The following is a 25,575-nucleotide window of genomic DNA, read 5'->3' as shown; positions in this document are numbered from 1 at the left end:
CTGCCCGCGCCGACCTCGCCGCGGCCTGGGGCGTCGCGTCGCTGCCGGCCGCGCCCGGCCGCGACACCGCGGCCCTGCTCGTGGCGGCCGCCGACGGCAGTCTCGCCGGGCTGCTCGTGGGCGGTGTCGACCTCGTCGACCTGCCCGACCCGGCCGTGGCGCGGGCCGGTCTCGAGCGCGCGTTCGTCGTCAGCCTGGAGGTGCGCGCGTCCGCGGTCACCGAGCTCGCCGACGTCGTGCTCCCCGTGGCTCCCGCGGTCGAGAAGTCCGGCACGTTCGTCACCTGGGAGGGCCGGCTGCGGCCGTTCCCGCGCGTGCTCGACGTCGCCGGGTCGCTGCCCGACGTCCGCGTGCTCGCCGGCATCGCCGAGGAGCTCGGCGCGCCGCTGGGCTTCCGGACCCCCGAGGGGGCGATGGCCGAGATGACCGAGCTCGGCCCGTGGGACGGCGACCGGGCCGCCGCGCCGCAGGTCGCCGCACCCGTGGCCTCCGGCGCCCCGCTGGTGCTCGACACCTGGCGCCAGCTCGTCGACTCCGGACGCCTGCAGGACGGCGCCGACACCTACCGCGCCACGGCGCGCCCGCCGGTCGTGCGGGCCAGCCTGGCCACGCTGGACGCCGCCGGGCTCACCGCCGGCGAGCCGGCCACCGTCCTCACGGCGGCGGGGGAGCGGGTCACCTACCCGGCCGAGGCCGCCGACCTGCCCGACGGCGTCGTGTGGGTGCCGGCCACGGCGGACGTCCACCTGCACGCCGCGCGCGGCGAGGCCGTCGAGCTCGTCCGCGGGGAGGTGGCCCGATGAACGACCCGGTGTGGGTGGTCGTGCTCAAGGCCGTGCTGATCTTCGTGATCCTGGTCGTCTACACGCTGTTCAACATCTGGTTCGAGCGCCGCGTCGTGGCCCGCATGCAGCACCGCGTCGGCCCCAACGTCAACGGCCCGTTCGGCCTGCTGCAGAGCCTGGCCGACGGCGTGAAGCTGGCGCTCAAGGAGGACCTGGTCGTCAAGGCGGCCGACAAGCTGGTCTACGTCCTGGCGCCGATCCTGGCCACGATCCCGGCGTTCCTGGCCTGGGCGGTCATCCCGTTCGGGCCCGAGGTGCGCATCCCGTTCACCGACACCTACACCGCGCTGCAGCTGACCGACCTGCCCGTCGGCGTGCTCTACGTCCTGGCCGTCACGTCGATCGGCGTCTACGGCATCGTGCTCGCCGGCTGGTCGTCCGGCTCCACGTACGCCCTGCTCGGCGGCCTGCGCTCCAGCGCCCAGGTGATCTCCTACGAGGTCGCGATGGGGCTCAGCTTCGTGACCGTCTTCCTGTACGCCGGCTCGATGTCGACGTCGGAGATCGTCGCCGCGCAGGAGGACCTCTGGTACTTCCTGCCGCTGCTGCCCTCGTTCCTCATCTACGTCGTGGCGATGGTCGGCGAGACCAACCGCGCCCCGTTCGACCTGCCCGAGGCCGAGGGCGAGCTCGTCGGCGGCTTCCACACCGAGTACTCGTCGCTGAAGTTCGCGCTCTTCTTCCTGGCCGAGTACGTCAACATGGTCACCGTCTCGGCGATCGCCACCACGCTCTTCCTCGGCGGCTGGCGCGCCCCGTTCGGCATCGCCCAGGTCTGGGAGGGCGCCAACGACGGCTACTGGCCCGTGCTGTGGTTCCTGGGCAAGACGCTCGGCTTCATCTTCCTGTTCATCTGGCTGCGCGGCACCCTGCCGCGGCTGCGCTACGACCAGTTCATGAGCTTCGGCTGGAAGGTGCTCATCCCGGTCGCGCTCGCCTGGACGGTCGCCGTGATCGTGCTGCGCAAGGCCCAGCAGGAGGGCCAGCTCGACCGCACCGCGCTGCTGGTCGCCGCGGGCGTCGCCGCCGTCGTCCTGCTCGTGACCCTGCTGCTGCCCGGACGTCGCGGGTCCGCGGCCCCGGACGAGGAGCCGGCCGACGAGCTGGACTTCGACGCCTACGCCGGCGGCTACCCCGTGCCGCCGCCCCAGGCGCCGCACGTCCCGACCCGGCCGTGGACGCACACCGCCATCGCCCACCACGCGCGCGACAAGGAGGACTCCGATGCCTGACGACGCGAGCAGGACGCTGAAGGAGACGCTGTGGGACCCGGTCGCCGGGTTCGGCGTCACCTTCCGGACGATGTTCAAGAAGACCGTCACCGAGCAGTACCCGTTCGAGAAGCGGCCGACGGCGCCGCGCTTCCACGGCCGTCACCAGCTCAACCGCTGGCCCGACGGGCTCGAGAAGTGCGTCGGGTGCGAGCTGTGCGCCTGGGCGTGCCCGGCCGACGCCATCTACGTCGAGGGCGCGGCCAACACCGAGGACGAACGGTTCAGCCCCGGCGAGCGCTACGGCCGCGTCTACCAGATCAACTACCTGCGCTGCATCCTCTGCGGGCTGTGCATCGAGGCCTGCCCGACGCGGGCGCTGACCATGACCAACGAGTACGAGCTCGCCGACGACAGCCGCAGCGCGCTGATCTACACCAAGGAGGAGCTGCTCGCGCCGCTGCTGCCCGGCATGACCGAGCCGCCGCACGACATGCTGCTCTCCGACGACCACCACGACTACTACACGGGGGCCGTCGCGAAGCCGGGGGAGGACGCGTGACGGCGTTCTGGGTGCTGGCCCCGTTCATGGTGCTGGCCGCGCTCGGCCTCGTCCTGGCCCGCAAGGCGGTGCACGCCGCGCTGTGCCTGGCGGTCGTGATGATCTCGCTGGCGGTGCTCTACGCCGCCCAAGGAGCGCCGTTCCTGTTCGCGGTCCAGATCGTCGTCTACACCGGCGCGATCATGATGCTGTTCCTGTTCGTGCTCATGCTGGTGGGCGTCGAGACGGCCGAGAGCCTGACCGAGACCATCCCCGGGCAGCGGCTCGGCGCGGTGGTCGTGGCCCTCGTCTTCGGAGCGCTCGGCGTCGTCGGCGTCGCGCAGTCGGTGACCGGCGCGGTGGTCGGCGTCGAGCAGGCGAACGAGGGCGGCAACGTCGAGGGGCTCGCGGCGCTCATGTTCGGCCCCTACGTCCTGGCCTTCGAGGCCACGGCCGCACTGCTGATCACCGCGGTGCTCGGCGCTATGGTGCTGGCCCACCGCGAGCGGCTCGCCGCCCGGCTGACCCAGCGCGAGGTCGCCGAGGGACGCCTGCAGGACTACGCCCGGCACGGCACCCACCCCGGCCAGCTGCCCACCCCGGGCGTGTTCGCCCGGCACAACGCGGTCGACACCCCGGCGCTGCTGCCCGACGGGTCGGTCGCGGACGCGTCCGTGCCGGCCCCGCTGCGGGCCCGCGACCAGGTGCGCCCCGGCGACCGGGCCGAGGTCGACGCCGTGGCCCGCGAGCTCGAGCCCGGCACGGGAGAGGGAAGGGACCGATGACGGAGTACCTGGGCCTGTCGATGCTGCTGTTCACCATCGGCGCCGCGGGCGTCCTGGTGCGGCGCAACGCGATCGTCGTGTTCATGTGCGTGGAGCTGATGCTCAACGCCGCGAACCTGGCGCTCGTCTCGTTCTCGCGCCAGCACGGGGAGCTGGACGGCCAGCTGGCCGCCTTCTTCGTCATGGTCGTCGCCGCCGCCGAGGTCGTGGTCGGCCTGGCGATCATCGTGTCCATCTACCGCACGCGCCGCTCGACCTCGGTCGACGACGCGAGCCTGCTGAAGGCGTGAGGTGCCGGTCGTGAACGACGTCCTCGACACCGCGTGGGTGCTCGTCGCCCTGCCGCTCGCCGGTGCGCTGCTGCTGCTCACCTGGGGCAAGGAGAGCGACCGGTTCGGCCACTGGATCGGCACCGCCGCGTCCGCCGCCTCGTTCGTGTGGGGCGTCGTTCTGTTCGTCGCGCTGGCCGGGCGTGACGCCGGCGACCGCTCGGTCACCACGAACCTGTTCACCTGGTTCGACGCGGGGCGCGTCCGGGTCGACATGGCGCTCACCTACGACCAGCTCTCGGCGCTGTTCGTGCTGCTCATCACCGGCGTCGGCACGCTCATCCACGTGTACTCGATCGGGTACATGGCCGACGACCCGCGGCGGCGCCGGTTCTTCGCCTTCCTCAACCTGTTCGTCGCCTCGATGCTGACGCTCGTGCTGGCCGCCGACTACCTCGTGCTGTTCCTCGGCTGGGAGGGCGTGGGCCTGGCCTCGTACCTGCTGATCGGGTTCTGGCAGCACAAGCCGTCCGCCGCGGCCGCCGCGCAGAAGGCCTTCGTCATGAACCGGGTCGGCGACCTCGGCATGGTCATCGCGATCGCGCTGATGCTGGCCCACCTCGGCACCACCGACATCGACCGCGTCGCCACCGGCGTCCCGGCGCTGTCCCAGGGCGTGGTCACGGCGCTGGGGCTGCTGCTCCTGCTGGGCGCGTGCGGCAAGTCCGCGCAGGTGCCGCTGCAGGCCTGGCTGCTGGACGCCATGGAGGGCCCGACCCCCGTCTCGGCCCTCATCCACGCCGCCACGATGGTGACGGCGGGGGTGTACCTGATCGTGCGGTCGTCGGCCATCTTCGACGCCAGCGAGACGGCCCGGCTCGCCGTCGTCGCGGTCGGGCTGGTGACGCTGCTGGTGGGCGCCGCGATCGGCTGCGCCAAGGACGACATCAAGAAGGCGCTCGCCGGCTCGACGATGAGCCAGATCGGCTACATGACGCTCGCCGCCGGCCTCGGCCCGGCCGGCTACGCCTTCGCGATCTTCCACCTCGTCACCCACGGCTTCTTCAAGGCGAACATGTTCCTGGGGGCGGGCTCGGTCATGCACGGCACCGGCGACGACGTCGACATGCGCCACTACGGCGCCCTGCGCACGGCCATGCCGATCACCTTCTTCACCTTCGCCGCCGGCTACCTGGCGATCATCGGCTTCCCCGGCCTGTCCGGCTTCTGGAGCAAGGACAAGATCATCGAGACCGCGTTCGGCTTCAACGTGTGGGTCGGCCTCGGGACGCTGCTCGGTGCCGGGGTGACCGCCTTCTACATGACCCGGCTCATGGTCATGACGTTCCTGGGCCGCAAGCGCTGGCGCGACGGCGTCCATCCGCACGAGTCGCCGGCCGTCATGACCGTGCCGCTCGTCGTGCTGGCCGCGCTGTCGGTGCTCGGCGGCGTGATGCTGCTCGGCCACTGGATCACCGACTGGCTGGCGCCGGTCGTCGGCGAGGCCCACCACGAGGAGCTGCCCGTGCCCGCGATCGTCCTGACCCTGCTCGTGCTGGTGGTCGTCGTCGCCGGCGTCGCCCTGGCCTGGGCCACCTACGGACGCCGGGAGGTCGCCGCCGACGCCCCCGCCGACCGCGAGGTGGGCTGGTGGACGCGAGCCGCCCGGCACGAGCTGTACGGCAACGCGGTCAACGACGCGCTCGTCGTCCGCCCGACCGGCCAGCTGGTGCGCGGGGTCACCGCCTTCGACCGGCAGGTCGTGGCCGGCGCGGTCGGCGGGCTCGCCGGGCTGTTCCGCGACGCCTCGCAGGGGCTGGGCCGGCTGCAGACCGGGTTCGTCCGCTCCTACGCGCTCGTCCTGTTCGCCGGCGCCGCCGCGCTGGCCGCGGCTCTCCTGGCGGTGACGATCGCATGATGCTCACCGCCCTCGCCCTGCTGCCGCTCGTCGGCGGCCTCGTCCTCGCCCTCGCCCCGCGCGGCGACTGGGGCCGCTGGTTCGCCGTCGCGGTCACCGGCGCCACGCTCGCCCTGTCGCTCGCCGTGCTCGCCCGCTACGACGTCGACGCCGGTGGCATGCAGCTGACCGAGCAGCGCACCTGGATCGAGCCGATGGGCGTCCACTACGCGCTCGGCGTCGACGGCCTCGGTCTCACCCTCGTGCTGCTCACCACCGTGCTCACCCCGTTCGTCGTCCTGGCCGCGCTGCGCGACCGGCTGCCGGCGTCGGAGGGGGCCAGCAACGGCTACCTGGCCTGGATGCTCGTGCTCGAGGGCCTCGCGATCGGCGTCTTCTGCGCCACGGACGTGTTCCTGTTCTACGTCCTGTTCGAGGCGACGCTGGTGCCGATCTACTTCCTCATCGGCAGCTACGGCACTGCCGGGCGCGGCCGGGCGGCGATCGGCTTCCTGGTCTACAACCTCGTCGGTGGCCTGGTCATGCTCGCCGCGGTCGTCGGCCTGTACGTGCTGTCGGCCGACGCCGGCGAGCCGTCCTACCTGCTCACCGACCTGCAGCAGCTCGACCTGGGCGTGTGGACCGAGCGGCTGCTGTTCGTCGGGTTCTTCCTGGCCTTCGCGATCAAGGCGCCGCTGTGGCCGCTGCACACCTGGCTGCCGGACGCCGCCGGCGCGGCCACCCCGGCGACGTCCGTGCTGATGGTCAGCGTCATCGACAAGATCGGCACGTTCGGCATGATCCGCTTCTGCCTCGGGCTGTTCCCGGGGGCGTCGGAGTGGGCCAGCCCGGTCGTCATGGTGCTGGCGGTGATCAGCATCGTGTACGGCGCGCTGCTCGCGATCGGGGCGGACGACCTGCGCCGGCTGGTCGCGCTGACGTCGGTGTCGCACTTCGGCTTCATCGTCCTGGGCGTCTTCGCGCTCACCACGACGTCCATGGCCGGGTCGGTGCTGTACATGCTCAACCACGGCCTCTCGACCGCCGTGCTGTTCCTGGTCACCGGCGTGATGATCGCCCAGCGCGGCTCGGCCGACGTCGCGGCGTTCGGCGGCGTCCAGCGCATCGCGCCGATCATGTCCGGGATGCTGCTGATCGGCGGCCTGTCGAGCCTGTCGCTGCCGGGCATGGCGCCGTTCGTCTCCGAGCTGCTGGTCATCGTCGGCACGTTCAGCCGCGAGCCGGTGCTGGGCTCGATCGCCGCGCTCGGCATCGTCCTGGCCGCGGTCTACGTGCTGCGGCTGTACCGGCGCACCATGACCGGCCCGCTGTCGCCGGACGTCGGCGGCATGCGCGACCTGGGCACCCGCGAGGTGGCCGCGCTGAGCCCGTTCGTCGTGCTCATCGTCGCGCTGGGCTTCTACCCGCAGCCGCTGCTGGACGTCATCGAGCCCGCGGTCGACGAGGTCTCCCACGTGGTGGGCGTCGGCGACCCGGAGCCGCGCACGCCGGCGCCGGTCGCGCAGTCCGAGACGCACGAGGAGGGGCACTGATGAACGAGATCCCCGCACCCGTCCTGGAGTGGGACCTGATCGCCCCGCTCATGGTGCTGGGCGCCGTCGCCGTGGTCGGCGTGCTGCTCGAGGCGTTCGTGCCGCGCGGCCCCCGGTTCGTGGTCCAGGCCTCGGTCGCGGTCGCCGGCGTGCTCGCCGCGCTCGGCACGACCGTCTGGACCGCCACCCGTGTCGACGTCCTGGACGGTGAGGTGCTTGCCCGCGGCCAGGTCGCCGCGGAGGGTGCGCTGTCGGTCGACGGGCCCGCGCTGTTCACCTGGGGCCTGCTGCTCGTGCTGGCCCTGCTGTCGATGCTGCTGTTCGCCGAGCGTCGGCTCGGTGGCGGCCTGAGCGCGTTCACCGGCCGGGCCGCGGACGCGCCCGGCTCGCCCGGCGAGGCCGAGGCCACCCGGCACCGGCTGGAGCACACCGAGGTCTTCCCGCTCGCGCTGTTCGCGCTGCTGGGCATGATGCTGTTCGCCGCCAGCACCGACCTGCTCATGATGTTCGTGGCGCTGGAGGTGCTGAGCCTGCCGCTGTACGTGCTGTGCGGCCTGGCCCGACGGCGCCGGCTGCTCAGCCAGGAGGCGGCGCTCAAGTACTTCCTGCTCGGGGCGTTCTCGTCGGCGTTCTTCCTCTACGGGGTCGCGCTGGTCTACGGCTACGCCGGCGGGTTCGGGCTGGCCGAGGTCGCGGACGCGGTCGCGTCGCGCACCCAGGAGCGTCCGCTGCTGCTCGCCGGCGTGGCCCTGCTCGCCGTGGGCCTGCTGTTCAAGGTCGGTGCCGTCCCGTTCCACAGCTGGACCCCGGACGTCTACCAGGGCGCGCCGACCCCGGTCACCGCGTTCATGGCCGCCGGCACCAAGGCGGCCGCGGTGGTCGCCCTGGCCCGGGTGCTGCTGGTCGCGTTCGGCGGCGCCGAGTGGGACTGGCAGCCCGCGTTCTGGGCCGTCGCCGCGCTGACGATGCTGGTCGGTGCGGTCGGCTCGATCGCGCAGGGCGACGTCAAGCGGATGCTCGCCTACTCCTCGATCGCGCACGCCGGGTTCATCCTGGTCGGCGTCGTGGGCGCGCAGGGCGGCGACGGCGTCACGTCCGTCTCGTCGGCGCTGTTCTACCTGACCGCCTACGGGGTGGCGACGATCGGCGCGTTCGCGGTCGTGATGCTCGTGCGCGACGCCAGCGGCGAGTCCACCGACCTCGAGACCTGGACCGGGCTGGGCCGACGCGCGCCGTGGCTCGCGGGTGCGTTCGCGCTGTTCATGCTCTCGTTCGCCGGCATCCCGCTGACCGCGGGCTTCATCGGCAAGTGGGGCGTGTTCAGCGCCGCCTGGGCCGGCGGGCTGTGGCCGCTGGTCGTGCTCGGCGTGCTGGTGTCGGCGGTGGCGGCGTTCTTCTACGTGCGGGTCGTGCTGACCATGTTCTTCGACGAGCCGCGCCCGGACGGGCCGCTGCTTGCCGTGCCCGGCGCCATGACTACCGTAGTGGTCACCGTCGCCGCCGTGGCGACGGTGGCGCTCGGCGTGATGCCGGGTCCGGTGCTCGATCTCGCGCAGCAGGCAGGCGCGTTCGTCCGGTGACCCGCGTCGTCCCGCCCGGCCCGGACCGGACCTAGGAGTGTGTGCGGCCCCATGACCACGAGCCTCGGTGTGTCCTTCACCGACGACGTGCTGGAGGCGCGCGTCCAGGCCGGCGTCGACCGGGTCGAGACGCGGCTCCAGGCGGCCGTGAACCGCGACGAGCGCTTCGTCGCCGAGATCGCCTCGCACCTGCTCAACGCCGGGGGCAAGCGCTTCCGCCCGCTGCTGACGCTGCTGGCCGCCGAGTTCGGCGACCCCGCCCGCGACGAGGTCGTCGAGGCGGCCACCGTGGTCGAGCTGACCCACCTGGCCACGCTCTACCACGACGACGTCATGGACGAGGCGCCCAAGCGCCGCGGCGCGCAGAGCGCGAACGCCCGCTGGGACAACTCGCTGGCCATCCTGGCCGGCGACTACCTGTTCGCCCTCGCCTCCGACATCGTGGCCGACCTCGGCCCCGAGGCCGTCCACATCCAGGCCCGCACGTTCTCGCGCCTCGTGCGCGGGCAGATCCACGAGACGCTCGGCCCGGCCGAGGGCGGTGACCCGCTGCGTCACTACCTGGGCGTGGTCGCCGACAAGACCGGCTCGCTCATCGCCGCGTCCGCCCTCATGGGTGCGCGCGAGTCGGGCGCCTCCGACGAGGTGCAGGCCGCGCTCGGTGAGTACGGCGAGCGCATCGGCTCGGCCTTCCAGCTCGCCGACGACGTGCTCGACGTGGCCGCCGACTCCGAGACGTCCGGCAAGACGCCCGGCACCGACCTGCGCGAGGGTGTGCTGACCCTGCCCACGCTCATCGCGATCGGCTCGACCGACCCGGCCGACGCCCGCCTGCGCGAGCTGCTGGCCACGCCGCTGACCGACGACGACGAGCACGCCGAGGCGCTGGCCCTGCTGCGCGCCCACCCGGCGATGGACGAGGCTCGCGCCCACGTCCAGGCCGAGGCCGACGCGGCCCGGGCGCTGCTCGACAAGCTGCCCGACGTCCCGGCCCGCGAGGCCCTGCGGGCGCTGTGCGACGTCGTGGCCAACCGTCTGACCTGATTCACCACGGCGGCCGTGGCCGGGCCCGAGAGCCCGGCCACGACCGTCCGGTCCGACGACTCAGCAGTCGTCGTCCTCCGCGGGCGCCGCCGTGCCACCCGTGAGGCCCTTGGTCGCGCCGTCCACCACGTCGGTGACGGCGTCGACGGTGTCCGACACGGTCTCGGTGACCGTCTCGACGACCTCGTCCACGATCTCCGTGGTGCTGCCCACGACGTCGCCGACCGCATCGGTCGCGTCGCCGGCCGGGCCGGCGCCGCCGCCCTCGCAGCCGCAGTCCGGGCCCTCGGCCGGCGGGGTGCCGCCGGTGCCGGGACCGTGCGTGCCCGGGTCGGTCGGCTCGGGAGCCGGCGCCGGGTCGGTGGGCCCCGGACGCGTGCCCGGCTCCGTCACGTCCGGGATCGCCGGCGTGGTCGGGGCGTCCGGGACCGTCGGCGTGGTCGCCTGGCCGCCCCCGAGGAGGCCCTCGACCACGTCCGCCAGGCCGCCGGTCACCGTGCCGACGACGGTGCCGAGCAGGCCACCGCCCAGCGTCGGACGACCGGCGCTGCCGGTGCCGTTGCCGCCGGTGCCCGGCAGGGTCACGACCGGGCTCGTGCCACTGGCGCCCGGCGTCGTGCCGTTACCGGTGCCGGGATCGGGAAGACCGCCGATGCCGTCGGGGCCCGGCTGATCGGTGCCCGGATCCGGAAGACCGCCGATGCCGTCAGGACCCGGCTGACCGGTGCCCGGCTGGGTCGGCGTGGTCGGCGTGGTCGGCGTGGTGGGGACGACCGGGGTCGTCGGGGTGCCGCCGTCACCGGGTGCCGGAGTCTCCGGGCCGGTCGTCGTCGACGTCTCGGTGCGGCCCAGGCCCAGGTCGATGCCGCCGAGCGAGATGGGCAGCTCGACGGTCAGCACGCCGTCGAGGTCGACGACGGGCTGGGTGGTGAGGTCGCCGATGTCGAGGCCGAGGCCGGACTCGGTGCGGTCGGTGGTGGTGCCGCCGCCGGTGCCGGTGCTGCCCGTGGTGGTGCTGGAGTCCCGGCTGCCGAGGCCGAGCTCGATGCCGTCGAGGTCGAGCGGGACGTCGATCAGTGGGTTGCTGTCGTCGTCGTGGTGGGTGCCGTCGAGGTCGACGACGGGCTGGGTGGTGAGCTCGCCGATGTCGAGGCCGAGGCCGGACTCGGTGCGGTCGGTGGTGGTGCCGCCGCCGGCGCCGGTGCCGCCCGTGGTGGTGCTGGACTCACGGCTGCCGAGACCCAGCTCGACGTGCTCGACGTCCACCGGGGCCTCCACCTCGAGACCGCGGTCATCACCACCCAGCGTGGCGGCGGGGTCGGCGTCGACCTCGCCCACGTCCACGCCGAGCCCGGAGGCCGCGTCGCGCGTCGTGGTCGAGCCCGATCCCGAGCTCGTCCGCTCCTCGGTGGACCCCAGGCCGGCGGTCACCTTCTCGACGTGGACGGGTGCCTCGACGCTCGCCGCGTCGTCACCCTCGTGCGACCTGCTGGTGCCGCCGAGGGTCGCGACCGGGTCGACGGTCGTGCGGCCGACCTCGACCTCGAGGCCGGAGCGCTCCGACGAGCGGGACTCGCCGGTGCCGGTGCCGGAGCAGCCGCAGCTGGTGCGGCCGCTGGACTGCTCGTGATCCTCGCTGCCCAGCCCGATCGAGAGCTTGTCGATCTCGATCGGTGCGGACAACGACGTGGACGGGGACGGCTGTGAGCCGTCGTCGGCGTGGGCCGTCGCGGCGCCGGCGAGCACGAGCCCGCCTGCGACTGCGGCCACACCGAGGGATCGCTTGATCCAGGTGTGCATGGGAAGAAGACCTTTCGTCTCACAAGGAATGGGGAGTGCGGTCGGACGCTGGGCGTCCGGGGGCGTCGCCGCGGCCAGGGCCGGGCGAGGGCGCACTCATCCAGGTGAGACGTCGGGGCGCAGGTGGTGCTGGGAGTCGTGGTCGGCGTCTCGCGGCAGCGCGGCGAGCGCGATCGGCTCGGGCCGCAGTAGGACGACGAGATCGGTGGGCGTGGCGGCGAACGGTCCGGTCGCCGGGCCCGCGGCGGTGGGTGTGGACGCCGAGCCGCTCGAGGCGGTCGGCGTGGCCAGCGTCAGGCCGGGCTCGAGCGTCGCGGCGGCCGCCTGCTGGCCGGCTGCCGCGACGACGTCGGCGGAGGTGTCGACGGGGGACGGGAGACCGCCGAGGCGCGCGGTGGCGGGGTCGAGGTGCCGGTCGGCGACGAGACCCGGCTGGGTCACGGCCGCCGGGCGGTCGACGTCCGCGTCGGCCGTGGGTGCTGCGGCGTCGGCGGCGGCCGGGCTGGGCGGGACGACGTCGCGCTCGACGGGCCGCGGCTGCGGGTCGACCGCCTCGTCGGTGGTCTCCGAGACCGGGTCGAGGACGGGCTCGAGCACCGGCTCCAACGGGCGGGTGGCCGGCGCGAGCGTGCGGCCGAGCGTGGAGCTGACCGGGGCAACGACCTCGCGGTCGAGCGGGGCGATCGGCTCCGCCACCTTCTCGACGACGGGACGGACGACCGGCTCGGCGACCTTGCGCACGACCTCGGTCACCGGCTCCACGACCGGGGCCACCGCCTTCTCGACCGGCTTCAGCACCGGGTCGGTGGCGGGACGCAGGCCACGGGTCAACGAGCCGGTGAGCGGCTCGGTGAGGCCGTCGACCAGCTTCGTCACGGGACGGTCGCGGCCCTCGTCACGGGGCTCGTCGGCGTGGGCGCCCGAGGCCGAGACCAGCACGAGCACGACCCAGGCGGCGCACGCGAGGACGGCCCAGGCGAGAGCCCGGACGGTGCTGCGCGCGACGGCGGTCATGGCCTGCTCCTGTGACGGGTGACACGGTGCCCTTCGAAGGTACGTCCGGTTTTTCGAGCATGCATCCCGAAGTGGCGAGCCGGGCAGGAGGGCGCGAAGGACCCGGCGGGCCGGGCCTCGTCGCGCTTCCGCGGACTAGCAGGCGACGTTCTCGGCGGCCCGGCGCAGCACGCGCCGACGGGCCCGCAGGGCGTCCGCGGTGAACAGCACGAGGGCGAGCCAGACGAGCACGAATCCGGCCCATCGCGCGCCGCTCATCGCCTCGTCGAACACCAGCAGGCCGAACACGAACTGCAGGATCGGACCGAGGTACTGCAGGAGCCCGAGGCTGGTGAGGCTGAGCCGCGTCGCGGCGCCGCCGAAGAGCAGCAGCGGCACGGCGGTGACCACGCCGGTGCCGGCCAGCAGCAGCGCGTTCCCGGTGCCCTCGTGCCCGAACACCAGCGACCCCGTGAGCTGCAGGAACACCAGGTAGCCGAGCGCGACCGGGGTCAGCAGGGCGGTCTCAACCGCCAGCGACTCGATGGCCCCCAGCTGGGCGCGCTTCTTGAGGAAGCCGTAGATCGCGAACGACGCGGCCACGGCCAGGGCGACGTAGGGCAGGCGTCCGTAGTCGACGGTCAGCACCACGACGGCCACGGCGCCGACGCCGACCGCGACCCACTGCACCGGGCGCAGCTGCTCGCCCAGCACGAGCACGCCCAGCAGCACGGTCACGAGCGGGTTGATGAAGTAGCCCAGCGACGTCTCGATCACGTGCCCGTTGGTGACGCCCCAGATGAAGGCACCCCAGTTGATCGCGATGACCACCGAGGCCAGGCCCAGGAACAGCAGCCGGACCGGGTCGCGCCACAGGACGCGGAAGGCGCCCCAGCGGCGGGTGACGGTGAGCAGGATCGCCACGAACCCCAGCGACCACACGACTCGGTGGCTCAGCGACTCCAGGGCGCCCGCCGGCTCGAGCAGCGGCCAGTAGAGGGGGAACAGACCCCAGCACAGGTAGGCGCCGGCACCGAGCGCCAGGCCTGAGCGAGACTCGTCCACGTGCGCAGGGTATGCCCGCCCCGTCGCGCCCTAGACTGCTGGCCCGTGACCTTCTTCAGCTGGGACGTCCTCGGCCCGTCCGCCGTCCTCCTCGGAGGTCTGGTGGCCGGGCTCCTGGTCGACCGGCTGGTGCCGCGGCGCACGTGGCTCGGCTCGGGCATCCCGGCGTCGCTGGCCGTCGTGGTCGCGCTCGTCATGGTCGTCGGCCAGGACCGCCCGGGCCTGCTGAGCCTCACCGCGGCGCTGGGCGTCCTGCTCGTGGCCAACGTCGTGAACTACGAGGAGTCGATGCCGCCGACGCTGTTCCACGCCGGGGTGCTCGTGGCCGCCGCCGGCGGCGTCATCACCGAGCGCGCCGCGGACGTCGGCGGCGCCACGGCGGCGCTCGCCGTCTCCGCCGCGGCGGTCATCGGCGTCTCGGCGGTGCGGGTGGGTGACGAGCAGGCGCGCGAGGACGCCCGGCAGGGCCTGATCGTGCTCGTCGGGGCGGCCGCGGTGTCGTTCGCGGCCGCGCTGGTCGTGGAGTCCGAGCTCGGCGCGGTCGCGCTCAGCCGAGGCGTGCTCGGCGAGATGGGGTTCTTCGCCTACGCCCCGCCGGGCGGCACGACCAGCGGGTCCCACGTCGCCGTCGCGGTCGTGGCCGTGCTTCCGCTGGTCGTGGCCGGCGGCCTGCCGAGCCGGTGGCCGGCGGTCGTCTTCCCGCGGGCGTCCGTGGTCGTGGCCCTGCTCGCCAGCATCCCCGCGGTGAGCGGCGCCCTGCTGGTCAACCAGCTGCTGTCCTTCCTGGACGCCGTCGGCGGCCACGCCAACCTGCTCCCGGCCGAGCTCCTGCTCACCCTGTGCCTGCTGGGCGCGGCGGTCGGGGCGCTGCGGGCCACCGACCTGCTCGGCCTGGTGCGCTGGACGACGCTGGGCACGGCGGCGGCCGCCATGGCCGGCTACCGCGGCGACGACGCGGGGCTGTGGCTGCTCGTGCAGGTGCTCGCGGTCCTCGGCCTGGTGGGCATGCTCGCCGTCGCCGCGCGCCGCCGCGGCAGCGTCGAGCCCGCGCGGCTGCGCGGCCTGGTGCGCACCGAGCCGGTCATGGGCGTGGCGGTCGTGGTCGCCCTGCTCGCCCGCGCCGGCCTGCCGCCGTCGTGGACCGCCTCGGCGTCGGCGTGGGCCGTGCTCGAGGACGCCTGGGACGCGCGCTGGTTCCTCGGCGCGGCCGTGGCCCTCTACCTGGTCGCCGGCGCCGTCGCGGTGCTGCGCGCCGTGCTGGGCCTCGTCGCCCGGCCGACCGAGGCCGTGCAGCTGAGCCCGTCGCCGCCGGTCTCCATCCGGGTCGCGACGACGACGGTCGTGCTGGCCGCGCTCGTCCTGCTGCTGCTGCCGCTCAGCTACTGAGCCGGACCGCGCTCAGCGGTAGTTGGTGAACTGCAGGGCGAAGTCGAGGTCCTTGCCCTTGAGTAGCGCGATGACCTCCTGCAGGTCGTCGCGCTTCTTGCCGGTCACGCGCAGCTCGTCGCCCTGCACCTGCGCCTTGACGCCCTTCGGGCCCTCGTCGCGGATGATCTTGGCGACCTGCTTGGCCTGCTCCTGGTTGAGCCCGGACTGGAAGGTGCCGGTGAGCCGGACCTCCTTGCCCGACTGCTTGGGCTCCTCGCTCTCGAGCGCCTTCAGCGAGATGCCGCGCTTGATCAGCTTCTCCTTGAACACGTCCAGCACGGCCAGCGCGCGCTCGTCGGCGTTGGCCTTGATCAGGATGCCGAGCTCGCCGCTCCACTCGATCGAGGCGCCGGTGTTCTTGAAGTCGTAGCGCTGCGAGATCTCCTTCGCGGCCTGCTGGAGGGCGTTGTCGGCCTCCTGGCGGTCGATCTTGCTGACGATGTCGAACGAGGCGTCGGCCATGGGAGATGCTCCTGCGCTGCTTCGGGTGGACTGGTTTCTCCCAGCCTAGGGGGCTGTTGTAAGGTTCCATGTCGTTGCCCCGGCAACACGTGCGGCAGGTTGCCCGAGTGGCCAAAGGGATCTGACTGTAAATCAGACGGCTTCGCCTTCAGAGGTTCGAATCCTCTACCTGCCACGCCGCACGACGAAGGGCCCCGACCTCCTGGTCGGGGCCCTTCGCAGTCCCGGCCGGTGCCGGGCGGGCATGGCGTCATGCCACCTGCGAACCACCTCGCCCTGTCGCCGGCAGGACGCCCCGCGCGCGGCCCCGGGCCGCTAGCGTGCCAGTGCCGTCGTTCGAAGGAGACCCATGACCGCCGCTCGCGTCGTCCAGCTCGCCCCGCTCCCCGCCGACCTCGCGGACGCGCTGTCCGAGCGCTTCGGCGCGGTGACGGTGCCGCGGCCGGGGGCCGAGGGACGGCTCGAGGCGCTGGCCGCGCTGGGTGACGACGTCACCGTCGGCGTCACGACGGCGCGGCACGGCGTCGACGGCGCCGCGCTGGACGCCGTGGGTTCGCTGGGAGCCGTCGTGAGCTTCGGCGTGGGGGTCGACGCGATCGACCTGGAGGTCGCCGGGCGCCGGGGCATCGAGGTGGCGACCACCCCGGGCATGCTCACCGACGCCGTCGCCGACACGGCCGTCGCCCTCGTGCTGGACGCGGTGCGCGGGGTCTCGGCCGCCGACCGCTTCGTGCGCGACGGCCGCTGGGCCGCCGGCGAGACGTTCGGGCTCACCGGCCAGCTCACCGGACGCACCGTCGGCATCGTCGGCATGGGCCGCATCGGCACCGCCGTCGCCGAGCGGCTCGAGGGCTTCCACTGCGAGATCGGGTACCACAACCGGCGCCCCGTGGCCGACTGCCCGTACGCCTACCACCCGTCCGTCGCCGCGCTCGCGGACGCCGTCGAGGTGCTGGTCGTGACCGCGCCGGGCGGCGGCGAGCCGCTGGTGGACGCCGACGTCCTGGACCGGCTCGGGCCCGAGGGCGTCCTGGTCAACGTCGGCCGCGGCAGCGTGGTCGACGAGGCGGCCCTGGTCGACGCGCTCGAGAGCGGACGCCTCGGTGCGGCCGGCCTGGACGTCTTCGCCGACGAGCCGCGCGTCTCGCCCCGCCTGCTGGCGCTGGACAACGTGGTGCTCACCCCGCACATCGGCTCGGCGACCGTCGAGACCCGCACGCAGATGACCCGCCTGGTGCTCGACAACGTGCACGCCTTCCTCGTCGACGGCCGGCTCGTCACCCCGCTCGACGGCGCGTGAGCGAGGCACTGCTCGTCCTCGCCTAGATCGGCGTGACGCCGCGCGTCTCCCGGGTACCCCTCCGCCACACCAAGGACGAGCGAGGGGGATCCCATGAGAGCGATGGTCTACCGCGGTCCGTACAAGGTCCGCGTCCAGAGCAAGCCCGACCCGGTGATCGAGCACCCCGGGGACGCCATCGTGCGTGTCACGCGCGCGGCGATCTGCGGGTCCGACCTGCACCTGTACCACGGGATGATGCCCGACACCCGCGTCGGGATGACCTTCGGCCACGAGTTCATCGGGGTCGTCGAGGAGGTCGGGCCGGACGTCCAGAACCTGAAGGTCGGCGACCGGGTCATGGTCCCGTTCAACATCTACTGCGGCTCGTGCTGGTTCTGCGCGCGCGGGCTGTACTCCAACTGTCACAACGTGAACCCGAACGCCACCGCCGTCGGCGGCATCTACGGCTACTCGCACACCTGCGGCGGCTACGACGGCGGCCAGGCCGAACGGGTGCGCGTGCCGTTCGCCGACGTCGGCCCGTCGGTCATCCCCGACGACCTCCACGAGGAGGACGCACTGCTGATGACGGACGCCCTCTCGACCGGCTACTTCGGCGCGCAGCTGGCCGACATCGTCGAGGGCGACACGGTGGTCGTCCTGGGCGCCGGACCGGTCGGGCTGTTCGCGGCCCGCTCGGCGTGGCTCATGGGCGCCGGCCGGGTCATCGTGATCGACCACCTGGACTACCGGCTGGAGAAGGCGCGCACGTTCGCCCACGCCGAGACGATCAACTTCGGCCAGGTCGACGACATCGTCCTCGAGATGAAGAAGCAGACCGACTTCCTCGGGGCCGACCGGGTGATCGACGCCGTCGGCGCCGAGGCGGACGGGAACTTCACCCAGCACGTCACGGCGGCCAAGCTCAAGCTCCAGGGCGGGTCGCCCATCGCGCTGAACTGGGCGATCGACGGGGTCCGCAAGGGCGGCACGGTCTCGGTCATGGGCGCCTATGGTCCGATGTTCAGCGCCGTGAAGTTCGGCGACGCCATGAACAAGGGGCTCACCCTGCGCATGAACCAGGCCCCGGTGAAGCGCCAGTGGCCGCGCCTGCTGGAGCACATCCGCCACGGCTACCTCAGCCCGCGCGACATCATCACCCACCGCGTGCCGCTCGAGCACGTCGCCGAGGCGTACCACCTGTTCTCGGCCAAGCTCGACGACTGCATCAAGCCGGTCATCGTCCCGGACGCCTGAGGAGGACCCATGCCCTACACCGCGAACGCCCCGCGCCAGGCTCCTGGCGCCGACGAGCTGCGCGCCCGCATCCCCGGCTGGGGTGCCGACCTCGACCCCGCCGACCGCCCGGCCGTCCCGCGCGAGCGCTACGCCCCCGAGGCGACCGGTGCCCACTGGGAGCTGCCGCCGCAGCAGCCCGAGCTGCGACCCAGGGAGCGCTCGATCGAGCACGCCCGGCTGACGCCGGCGTTCGGCACGAGCGCGCCGCTCAAGGGCGCCTCGGGTGCGATCCGCCGGCTCGCCTACGCCCGCTACAGCGAGGGTCGGGCTGCGCACTGGCTGCTCCTGATGGCCGGCGACCGGGTCGACGTCGTGGAGAACCACGTCGCCTCCTGGTTCAGCAAGAACCCCGACAACCCGGTGATGGGCACCGGACTGTCGACCGAGAAGGAGTACGGGGTCTCCTCGCGCCGCCGTCCCGGCCGCGTGGACGTCCGTCACCAGTGGCTCGACCCGCTCGTGGTCGCCGGTCCCTGGCTGCTCGGCGGCTGGGCCGCCATGAAGGGGGTGCGCCGGGTCGCGCGCGGCGCGCGGCACTGAGGGTGCGGCGGCGGGCCGCTAGCCTGGCCGCGTGGTCTACGACGTCTTGTTCGACAAGGTCCTGACCCGCATGGACCCCGAGGACGCGCACCATCGCGCCTTCGAGGCCATCCGGCTCGCCGCCCCCGCCACCCGACGCGCGCTCCCCGCGCCGCGGGACCCGCGCACCGTCATGGGCGTGGAGTTCCCCAATGCGTTCGGGCTCGCCGCCGGGTTCGACAAGAACGCCCGTGCCGTCCCCGGCCTGCTCGCGCTCGGCTTCGGCCACGTGGAGGTCGGCACCGTCACCGCGCGGCCGCAGCCGGGCAACCTGCGCCCGCGCCTGCACCGGCTCGTCGCCGACCGGGCGATCGTCAACCGCATGGGCTTCAACAACGAGGGCGCCGCCGTGGTGGCCGGACGCCTGCACCGGCTGCGCCGCACGCCGGTGGGCGAGGGTGCCGTCATCGGCGTCAACATCGGCAAGACCAAGGTGGTGCCGGCCGACCAGGCCGTCGCCGACTACGTCGAGAGCACGCGGCTGCTCGCGCCCTACGCGTCCTACCTCGTGGTGAACGTCTCCAGCCCCAACACTCCCGGCCTGCGCGACCTGCAGGCGGTCGAGACGCTGCGCCCGCTGCTGACGTCGGTGCGTGACACCGCCGACCGGATGACGCGCGCGCACGTCCCGCTGCTGGTGAAGATCGCGCCCGACCTCGCCGACGACGACGTCGACGCGGTCGCCGCGCTCGCGCTCGAGGTGGGGCTGGACGGGATCATCGCCACCAACACGACCATCGAGCGGCCCGCGACCCTGCGCACCGACCGCCCCACGGTCGACCGTGCCGGCGCCGGCGGGCTGTCCGGCCCGGTGCTGGCCGGACGCGCGACCGAGGTGCTCGGCCGGCTGCGGGCCGGGGTCGGCGACCGGCTCGCGCTCGTCGGCGTGGGTGGGGTCACCACCCCGCAGGACGTCCGCGACCGGCTGGCCGCCGGGGCGGACCTCGTGCAGGGCTACACCGGCTTCGCCTACGAGGGTCCGTTGTGGCCCCGACGGCTCGCGGCGGCGACGCTCTAGGCCCCGTCGTTCCAGCGTTATCGGGCTGACCCGACCCCCGATTTCGCGAACGCCGGGAGCACCCTGTAGAGTCTCCGTCGGTTCGCCCCTTTAGCTCAGTCGGCAGAGCGTTTCCATGGTAAGGAAAAGGTCTACGGTTCGATTCCGTAAAGGGGCTCTGGGACGCGGCAGCGATCGCGACCCGTGGCGGGGTAGCTCAGGTGGTTAGAGCACACGGCTCATAATCGTGGTGTCGCGGGTTCGAGTCCCGCCCCCGCTACCGACAACGTACGTACGCATTCGACAGAAACAAGAGGCACCACCGTGGCGAGCAAGAGCAGCGACGTCCGCCCCAAGGTCACCCTGGCCTGCACCGAGTGCAAGGAGCGGAACTACATCACCAAGAAGAACCGCCGCAACGACCCCGATCGCCTCGAGATGAAGAAGTACTGCCCGCGCGACAAGCGCCACACGCTTCACCGCGAGACCCGCTGAACGTCTCGGCGTCCGGCACGACCCCCGATCCGCTCCGGCGGCGCGGGGGTCGTGCTGCGTCCGGGGCCCGGTTGGCTAGCCTCGACGCCATGCGCCTGGCCGAGCTGACCACCCTGCGTCTCGGCGGTCCCGCCCGCCGCGTCGTCGACGCCACCACCGAGGCCGAGCTCGTCGAGGCGGTGCGCGCGGCCGACGACGCCGGCGAGCCCGTCCTGGTCGTCGGCGGCGGCAGCAACCTGGTGGTCGCCGACGCCGGCTTCGACGGCACGGTCGTGCGGGTCCTGACCCGCGGCGTCACGGTCGACGCCGACACCTGCAGCGGCGCCAGCATCCACGTGCAGGCCGGCGAGCCGTGGGACGACCTGGTCGCCCGCACGGTCGCCGAGGGCTGGGTGGGCGTCGAGGCGCTCTCGGGCATCCCCGGCTCGACCGGGGCCACCCCGATCCAGAACGTCGGCGCCTACGGCCAGGAGGTCGCGCAGACGATCTCGGCGGTGCGGGTCTACGACCGCCGCGAGCAGGCCGTCCGGACGTTCTTCGCCGACCGGCTCGACTTCTCCTACCGGCACAGCCGGTTCAAGGCCGAGCCCGGCCGCCACGTCGTCCTCACCGTGTCGTTCCAGCTGCGCCTGGGCGACCTCGGGGCACCCGTGGCGTACGCCGAGCTCGCCCGCACGCTCGGCGTCCAGGTGGGGGAGCGGGCGCCGCTCGCGGACGTCCGCGAGGCCGTCCTCGGTCTGCGTCGCGGCAAGGGCATGGTGCTGGACGCCGACGACCACGACACCTGGAGCGCCGGGTCGTTCTTCACCAACCCGGTGCTGAGCCCCGAGCAGGCCGAGCGGCTGCCCGCGGACGCCCCGCGGTTCGCCCAGCCGGACGGCTCGGTCAAGACCAGCGCGGCGTGGCTCATCGACCACGCCGGCTTCGCCAAGGGGCACGGGCACGGCGCGGTGTCGCTGTCGACGAAGCACCCGCTCGCCCTGACCAACCGCGGCGGCGCGAGCACCGCCGAGCTGCTCGACCTGGCGCGCGAGGTGCGCGACGGGGTCGAGCGGGCCTACGGCGTCCGGCTGGTCAACGAGCCGGTGCTCGTCGGCGCCGAGCTCTGAGGCTCAGACCGAGTCCCACTCGCCGCCGTCGTAGCCGGGGTCCTCGAACCCGCCGCTGAAGCCGATCACCAGGAACAGCGCGATCAGCAGGACGGCCAGCACGACCAGCACGGTCGCGACGATGCCCATGACCATGCCGGCGGTCGCCTCGGAGCGGTTCGTCCAGCGTCCGGGGTAGCGGTCGATCTCGTTGCGGGCGCGCGCGCCCGTGACCCACGCGAACGGCCCGACCAGCAGCGGCAGCCCGCAGACGACGCCGCCGGCCAGGGCCACCAGCCCGAGCACGAGGGCGGTCGTCGCGCCGCCCAGCTTGTTCTCGGGCCGTGGGGCCGGCTGCGGCGGCGGCCAACCCGGCCGCTCCCATCCCTGCTGGGGCGCCTCCTGCCACCCGGGCTGCTGCCAGCCCTGCGGGGGCGGCTGCTGCGGCCACCCGGGCTGCTGCCAGTCCTGCTGCGGCGGCGGCTGCTGGGGCCACGGCTGCGCCCCGCCGGCCGGCGGCTCGGGCGGCTGGGGGTCGCCGGGGCGCTGCTGTCCGTCGGCTCCGTCGGGGGTGCCGGGCTCCTGGTTGCTCACCGGGACAGACTAGCTGCGCAGCCACTCGTCGACGGCGGACAACGCCGGCTCGCGGACGTCCTGCGGGGCGCGGCTGGCCCGCAGCGACATGCGGGCCAGCTCGGCCAGCTCGTCGTCGCTGAAGTCCTGCGCCGCTCGCAGCAGCGCGTACTGCCCGGCGAGCCGGGAGCCGAACAGCAGCGGGTCGTCGGCGCCGAGCGCGACCTGCACGCCGTGCTCGACCAGCGTGCGCACCGGCACCTCGTCGATCGTCCGGTAGACGCCGAGCGCGACGTTGGAGCTGGGGCACACCTCGAGCGCGACCCCGGCGGCGGCGACCCGGTCGAGCACGCGCGGGTCCTCGCTGGACCGCACGCCGTGGCCCAGGCGGTCGGGGTGCAGGTGGTCCAGGCACTGCGTCACGTGCGCCGGCCCGAGCAGCTCGCCGCCGTGCGGCACGGACGCCAGCCCGGCCCGCGAGGCGATCGCGAAGGCGGGGGCGAAGTCCTCGGTCGTGCCGCGGCGTTCGTCGTTGGAGAGCCCGAAGCCCAGCACCCCGCGGCCGGCGTACTGGGCGGCGAGCCGGGCCAGCGTGCGCGCGTCCAGCGGGTGGCGGGTGCGGTTGGCGGCCACGACGACGCCCATCCGCAGCCCGGTCGTCCGCTCGGCGTCGCGCACCGCGTCCAGCACGAGGTCGGTGAACGCGGTGATGCCGCCGAAGCGTCCGCCGTAGCCGGACGGGTCGACCTGGATCTCGGTCCAGACCGCGCCGTCGGCGAGGTCGTCCTCGGCGGCCTCGCGCACCAGCCGGCGGACGTCCGGCTCCGTGCGCAGCACCGAGCGGGCGACGTCGTACAGCCGCTGGAAGCGGAACCAGCCCTTCTCGTCGGTGGCGGCGAGCTGCGGCGGCCACTCCTCGACGAGCGACGGCGGCAGGCGGACGCCGTCGCGCTCGGCCAGCTCCAGCAGCGTCCCGTGCCGCATCGAGCCGGTGAAGTGCAGGTGCAGGTGCGCCTTGGGCAGCGCGGTCAGGCTGCGTGCGCCGTTCGGTCGGTCCTGCGCTCGGTCGGTGCCCACGGCCGCGACGCTACCGCGTCCGCGACGCCTCCTCACGCCAGGCGGGCCCACCGGGTTCGACTCGCGCGGCGCCACCCCCTACACTTGACCGCACCGGTGAATTGTCACGCTGACTTGCCATGCCCTCGTGCGGGCGGGTCGACGCGGCCGCTCACCGAACGGCACTAGCTCAACTGGCAGAGCATCGGTCTCCAAAACCGAAGGTTGGGGGTTCAAGTCCCTCGTGCCGTGCGACCGAGGACACGACGAGAGAAGGCACCTGTGAGCGAGCACCACGAGGCAGTCGCCAAGCGCGGCCGCACGTCGCCGATCACGTTCTACCGCCAGGTGGTCGCCGAGCTGCGCAAGGTCGTGTGGCCCACACGCCCGCAGGTCGTGCAGTACTTCTTCGTCGTCCTGGTGTTCGTGCTGGTCATGATGGCGTTCGTGGCCGGCCTGGACTACGGGTTCGGCAAGGCCGTCTTCGCGCTCTTCGCCTGAGCCCCCGCCAACTGAGGATCGAGAGACTTAACGTGACGCAGCCATTCGACGACACCGCCACCGACGAGGTCGCGGCCGACGAGGTCGACGCCGTCGAGGACGCCTCCCCCGAGGCCCGCGAGGCCGACGACCACGCGCCGGAGGCCGACGAGGCGTCCGAGCCGACCGTCGACGACGAGGCGCCGGTCGAGGTCGAGGACGGCGAGCAGGCTGACGACGAGACCGCCGAGGGCGACGAGGGCGCGGCTGACGACGAGGCCGCCGAGGAGCAGGACCCGCTCGACGAGTTCCGCGACCGGCTGCGCACCCAGCCCGGCGACTGGTACGTCGTCCACACGTACTCCGGCATGGAGAAGCGCGTGAAGGCGAACCTCGAGAACCGCATCGTCTCGCTCAACGCCGAGGACGACATCTTCGAGATCGTCGTGCCGACCGAGGAGGTCGCCGAGATCAAGAACGGCCAGCGCAAGATGGTCAAGCGCACCGTCCTGCCCGGCTACGTCCTGGTCCGCATGTACCTCACCGACGAGTCGTGGGGCGTCGTGCGCCACACCCCGTCGGTCACCGGGTTCGTGGGCAACTCCCACCAGCCCGTCCCCCTGAGCCTCACCGAGGTCGAGCAGATGCTCGCCCCGGTGATGGAGGCCGAGGCCGCTCCGGCGGCGACGTCCTCCGAGCAGCCCACCGCGAAGACCCCCAAGGTCGAGTTCTCCGACTTCATCGTCGGCGACTCCGTCATGGTCGTCGATGGACCGTTCGCGACGCTGCACGCCACGATCACCGAGATCAACATCGACGCCGCGCGGGTCAAGGCCCTCGTGGAGATCTTCGGTCGTGAGACCCCGGTCGAGCTGAGCTTCACCCAGATCCAGAAGGTCTGAACCGGCTCGGTTCGTCCACCCGACAGTCACACAAGCAAGGACCCGAACACACATGCCTCCCAAGAAGAAGGTCGCTGCCCTCGTCAAGGTGCAGCTCCAGGCCGGCCAGGCCAACCCGGCCCCGCCGGTCGGTACGGCCCTCGGCCCGCACGGCGTCAACATCATGGAGTTCTGCAAGGCGTACAACGCCGCGACGGAGTCCATGCGCGGCAACGTCATCCCGGTCGAGATCACGATCTACGAGGACCGCACGTTCTCGTTCATCACCAAGACCCCGCCGGCCGCCGAGCTCATCAAGAAGGCCGCTGGCCTGCAGAAGGGCTCGTCCGTCCCGCACACCGACAAGGTCGGCAAGCTCTCCAAGGACCAGGTCCGCGAGATCGCCACGACCAAGCTGCCGGACCTGAACGCGAACGACATCGATCAGGCCATGAAGATCATCGAGGGAACCGCCCGCTCCATGGGCATCACCACCGACTGATCAACCCCCTCCCGTGGAAGGGCCAGCTGGGCCCGCACCACTCCTGGTACACAGAAAGAAGCCAGTCATGACACAGCGTTCCAAGGCGTACCGCGCGGTCGCCGACAAGATCGACCGCGACGCGCTCTACTCCCCGGTGGCGGCCATCGAGCTCGCCACCTCGTCGCCCGCCGGCAAGTTCGACCAGACCGTGGACGTGTCCATGCGTCTGGGCGTCGACCCGCGCAAGGCCGACCAGATGGTGCGCGGCACCGTCAACCTCCCGCACGGCACCGGCAAGACCGCCCGGGTCCTGGTCTTCGCCACCGGCGCCAACGCCGACGCCGCCCGTGAGGCCGGCGCCGACTTCGTCGGTGCCGACGAGCTCGTCGAGAAGGTCAGCGAGGGCTGGCTCGACTTCGACGCGGTCGTCGCCACCCCCGACATGATGGGCAAGGTCGGTCGCCTCGGCCGCGTCCTCGGTCCCCGCAACCTGATGCCGAACCCGAAGACGGGCACGGTCACCCCCGACGTCGCCAAGGCCGTCGCGGACATCAAGGGCGGCAAGATCGAGTTCCGCGTCGATCGCCACGCCAACCTGCACTTCATCATCGGCAAGTCCTCGTTCAGCACCCAGCAGCTGGCCGAGAACTACGCCGCCGCCCTCGAGGAGGTGCTGCGGCTCAAGCCCAGCAGCTCCAAGGGCCGCTACATCAAGAAGGTCACCGTCTCCACGACGATGGGTCCGGGCGTCCCCGTCGACCCGAACCGCACGCGCGCGGTGGCCAGCGACGACGAGGCCTGATCGCCTCTCGCTCCACGATCGTGGCCCCCTGTCCGCTCCGGCGGGCAGGGGGCCGCGTCCGTCTCCGGACGATCTCCGGGCGGCGC

General features: G+C 73.0%; 26 protein-coding genes and 4 tRNA genes. 24 read left to right on the top strand and 6 right to left on the bottom strand.

Translation table 11 applies throughout. The features are described from left to right. The 9 genes from HGAM_RS17195 to HGAM_RS01510 all read left to right on the top strand — a co-directional run. Positions 1-803, top strand: an 803-nt coding sequence (locus HGAM_RS17195) for a molybdopterin-dependent oxidoreductase (protein WP_172636411.1), incomplete at its 5' end; no start/stop codon positions are given. Beyond that, positions 800-2,077: an NADH-quinone oxidoreductase subunit NuoH gene (gene nuoH / locus HGAM_RS17190; RefSeq protein WP_019143707.1), complete on the top strand. Its 1,278-nt coding sequence runs from the start codon at positions 800-802 to the stop codon at positions 2,075-2,077. The genes HGAM_RS17195 and nuoH, both read left to right, overlap by 4 nt. Continuing rightward, positions 2,070-2,618, top strand: coding sequence for an NADH-quinone oxidoreductase subunit NuoI (nuoI, locus tag HGAM_RS01540; RefSeq protein WP_019143706.1), 549 nt, complete (start codon positions 2,070-2,072; stop codon positions 2,616-2,618). The genes nuoH and nuoI overlap by 8 nt, the downstream gene beginning before the upstream one ends. Then, positions 2,615-3,382, top strand: coding sequence for an NADH-quinone oxidoreductase subunit J (locus tag HGAM_RS17185; protein ID WP_019143705.1), 768 nt, complete (start codon positions 2,615-2,617; stop codon positions 3,380-3,382). The genes nuoI and HGAM_RS17185 overlap by 4 nt, the downstream gene beginning before the upstream one ends. Continuing rightward, positions 3,379-3,672 carry an NADH-quinone oxidoreductase subunit NuoK gene (gene nuoK / locus HGAM_RS01530; protein WP_019143704.1) on the top strand — a complete coding sequence of 98 codons (294 nt, stop codon included), beginning with the start codon at positions 3,379-3,381 and terminating at the stop codon, positions 3,670-3,672. Before HGAM_RS17185 ends, nuoK begins: the two co-directional genes overlap by 4 nt. Positions 3,673-3,682: 10 nt before the next feature. Beyond that, entirely contained in the window at positions 3,683-5,569 is a 1,887-nt protein-coding gene (gene nuoL / locus HGAM_RS01525) for an NADH-quinone oxidoreductase subunit L (RefSeq protein WP_038951470.1), read from the top strand. Continuing rightward, the gene (locus tag HGAM_RS01520) at positions 5,566-7,101 is read left to right on the top strand and encodes an NADH-quinone oxidoreductase subunit M (protein WP_020691475.1); all 1,536 of its coding nucleotides are present in this window, start codon (positions 5,566-5,568) and stop codon (positions 7,099-7,101) included. The genes nuoL and HGAM_RS01520 overlap by 4 nt, the downstream gene beginning before the upstream one ends. Next, positions 7,101-8,681 (top strand): NADH-quinone oxidoreductase subunit NuoN, encoded by a 1,581-nt coding sequence (gene nuoN, locus HGAM_RS01515; RefSeq protein ID WP_019143701.1) that lies wholly within the window; start codon positions 7,101-7,103, stop codon positions 8,679-8,681. The genes HGAM_RS01520 and nuoN overlap by 1 nt, the downstream gene beginning before the upstream one ends. Before the next feature lie 51 nt (positions 8,682-8,732). Then, positions 8,733-9,725: a polyprenyl synthetase family protein gene (locus HGAM_RS01510; protein WP_019143700.1), complete on the top strand. Its 993-nt coding sequence runs from the start codon at positions 8,733-8,735 to the stop codon at positions 9,723-9,725. Positions 9,726-9,785: 60 nt separating this feature from the next. Here HGAM_RS01510 and HGAM_RS01505 read toward each other — a convergent pair whose 3' ends face one another. The 3 genes from HGAM_RS01505 to rarD all read right to left on the bottom strand — a co-directional run bounded on the left by HGAM_RS01505 (position 9,786) and on the right by rarD (position 13,583). Beyond that, positions 9,786-11,525 (bottom strand): hypothetical protein, encoded by a 1,740-nt coding sequence (locus HGAM_RS01505; RefSeq protein WP_020693873.1) that lies wholly within the window; start codon positions 11,523-11,525, stop codon positions 9,786-9,788. 96 nt (positions 11,526-11,621) lie between these two features. Continuing rightward, entirely contained in the window at positions 11,622-12,539 is a 918-nt protein-coding gene (locus tag HGAM_RS01500) for a hypothetical protein (protein ID WP_038951469.1), read from the bottom strand. Positions 12,540-12,674: 135 nt separating this feature from the next. Beyond that, positions 12,675-13,583, bottom strand: a complete 909-nt coding sequence (gene rarD, locus HGAM_RS17180; RefSeq protein ID WP_019143699.1) for an EamA family transporter RarD — start codon at positions 13,581-13,583, stop codon at positions 12,675-12,677. 45 nt (positions 13,584-13,628) lie between these two features. Between rarD and HGAM_RS01490 the strand changes: the two genes are divergently transcribed. Continuing rightward, positions 13,629-14,969: a proton-conducting transporter transmembrane domain-containing protein gene (locus tag HGAM_RS01490; RefSeq protein WP_019143698.1), complete on the top strand. Its 1,341-nt coding sequence runs from the start codon at positions 13,629-13,631 to the stop codon at positions 14,967-14,969. Positions 14,970-14,981: 12 nt separating this feature from the next. On the opposite strand, the gene HGAM_RS01485 is transcribed toward HGAM_RS01490, so the two are convergent. After that, positions 14,982-15,473 (bottom strand): YajQ family cyclic di-GMP-binding protein, encoded by a 492-nt coding sequence (locus HGAM_RS01485; protein WP_019143697.1) that lies wholly within the window; start codon positions 15,471-15,473, stop codon positions 14,982-14,984. A 93-nt stretch (positions 15,474-15,566) separates the two neighbouring features. Here HGAM_RS01485 and HGAM_RS01480 point away from each other — a divergent pair. The 9 genes from HGAM_RS01480 (at position 15,567) to HGAM_RS01440 (ending at position 21,234) form a co-directional block, all read left to right on the top strand. Further along, positions 15,567-15,648, top strand: a tRNA-Tyr gene (locus tag HGAM_RS01480). 174 nt (positions 15,649-15,822) lie between these two features. After that, positions 15,823-16,773 (top strand): 2-hydroxyacid dehydrogenase, encoded by a 951-nt coding sequence (locus tag HGAM_RS01475; protein WP_019143696.1) that lies wholly within the window; start codon positions 15,823-15,825, stop codon positions 16,771-16,773. 93 nt (positions 16,774-16,866) lie between these two features. Beyond that, positions 16,867-18,012: a zinc-dependent alcohol dehydrogenase gene (locus tag HGAM_RS01470; protein WP_038951468.1), complete on the top strand. Its 1,146-nt coding sequence runs from the start codon at positions 16,867-16,869 to the stop codon at positions 18,010-18,012. A gap of 9 nt (positions 18,013-18,021) precedes the next feature. Continuing rightward, the gene (locus HGAM_RS01465) at positions 18,022-18,594 is read left to right on the top strand and encodes a hypothetical protein (RefSeq protein WP_019143694.1); all 573 of its coding nucleotides are present in this window, start codon (positions 18,022-18,024) and stop codon (positions 18,592-18,594) included. 31 nt (positions 18,595-18,625) lie between these two features. Continuing rightward, entirely contained in the window at positions 18,626-19,651 is a 1,026-nt protein-coding gene (locus HGAM_RS01460; protein ID WP_019143693.1) for a quinone-dependent dihydroorotate dehydrogenase, read from the top strand. A gap of 84 nt (positions 19,652-19,735) precedes the next feature. After that, positions 19,736-19,808: transfer RNA gene (locus tag HGAM_RS01455), tRNA-Thr, on the top strand. A 28-nt stretch (positions 19,809-19,836) separates the two neighbouring features. Further along, a tRNA-Met gene (locus HGAM_RS01450) sits at positions 19,837-19,910 on the top strand. 44 nt (positions 19,911-19,954) lie between these two features. Further along, positions 19,955-20,125 (top strand): 50S ribosomal protein L33, encoded by a 171-nt coding sequence (gene rpmG, locus HGAM_RS01445; RefSeq protein WP_019143692.1) that lies wholly within the window; start codon positions 19,955-19,957, stop codon positions 20,123-20,125. A 71-nt stretch (positions 20,126-20,196) separates the two neighbouring features. Further along, positions 20,197-21,234 (top strand): UDP-N-acetylmuramate dehydrogenase, encoded by a 1,038-nt coding sequence (locus HGAM_RS01440; RefSeq protein ID WP_261794696.1) that lies wholly within the window; start codon positions 20,197-20,199, stop codon positions 21,232-21,234. Positions 21,235-21,237: 3 nt separating this feature from the next. Here HGAM_RS01440 and HGAM_RS17175 read toward each other — a convergent pair whose 3' ends face one another. After that, on the bottom strand, positions 21,238-21,807 hold the full coding sequence (locus HGAM_RS17175; protein ID WP_019143690.1) for a hypothetical protein: 570 nt from the start codon (positions 21,805-21,807) through the stop codon (positions 21,238-21,240). A gap of 9 nt (positions 21,808-21,816) precedes the next feature. Beyond that, positions 21,817-22,863, bottom strand: a complete 1,047-nt coding sequence (locus HGAM_RS01430; protein ID WP_019143689.1) for an adenosine deaminase — start codon at positions 22,861-22,863, stop codon at positions 21,817-21,819. Between the two features lie 158 nt (positions 22,864-23,021). Between HGAM_RS01430 and HGAM_RS01425 the strand changes: the two genes are divergently transcribed. From HGAM_RS01425 to rplA, 5 genes are all read left to right on the top strand, one after another. Further along, positions 23,022-23,094: transfer RNA gene (locus HGAM_RS01425), tRNA-Trp, on the top strand. Between the two features lie 30 nt (positions 23,095-23,124). Then, entirely contained in the window at positions 23,125-23,343 is a 219-nt protein-coding gene (secE, locus tag HGAM_RS01420; RefSeq protein WP_019143688.1) for a preprotein translocase subunit SecE, read from the top strand. Between the two features lie 32 nt (positions 23,344-23,375). After that, positions 23,376-24,224 carry a transcription termination/antitermination protein NusG gene (nusG, locus tag HGAM_RS01415; RefSeq protein WP_019143687.1) on the top strand — a complete coding sequence of 283 codons (849 nt, stop codon included), beginning with the start codon at positions 23,376-23,378 and terminating at the stop codon, positions 24,222-24,224. Positions 24,225-24,276: 52 nt separating this feature from the next. Beyond that, positions 24,277-24,705 carry a 50S ribosomal protein L11 gene (rplK, locus tag HGAM_RS01410; RefSeq protein WP_019143686.1) on the top strand — a complete coding sequence of 143 codons (429 nt, stop codon included), beginning with the start codon at positions 24,277-24,279 and terminating at the stop codon, positions 24,703-24,705. Between the two features lie 67 nt (positions 24,706-24,772). Next, positions 24,773-25,489: a 50S ribosomal protein L1 gene (gene rplA, locus HGAM_RS01405; protein WP_019143685.1), complete on the top strand. Its 717-nt coding sequence runs from the start codon at positions 24,773-24,775 to the stop codon at positions 25,487-25,489. Positions 25,490-25,575 lie beyond the last annotated feature (86 nt).

The organism is Aeromicrobium massiliense JC14 (assembly GCF_000312105.1).
Taxonomy (GTDB): domain Bacteria; phylum Actinomycetota; class Actinomycetes; order Propionibacteriales; family Nocardioidaceae; genus Aeromicrobium; species Aeromicrobium massiliense.
Note: the sequence above shows the minus strand (reverse complement) of the source record. Positions and strands in the feature narration are given on the sequence as shown.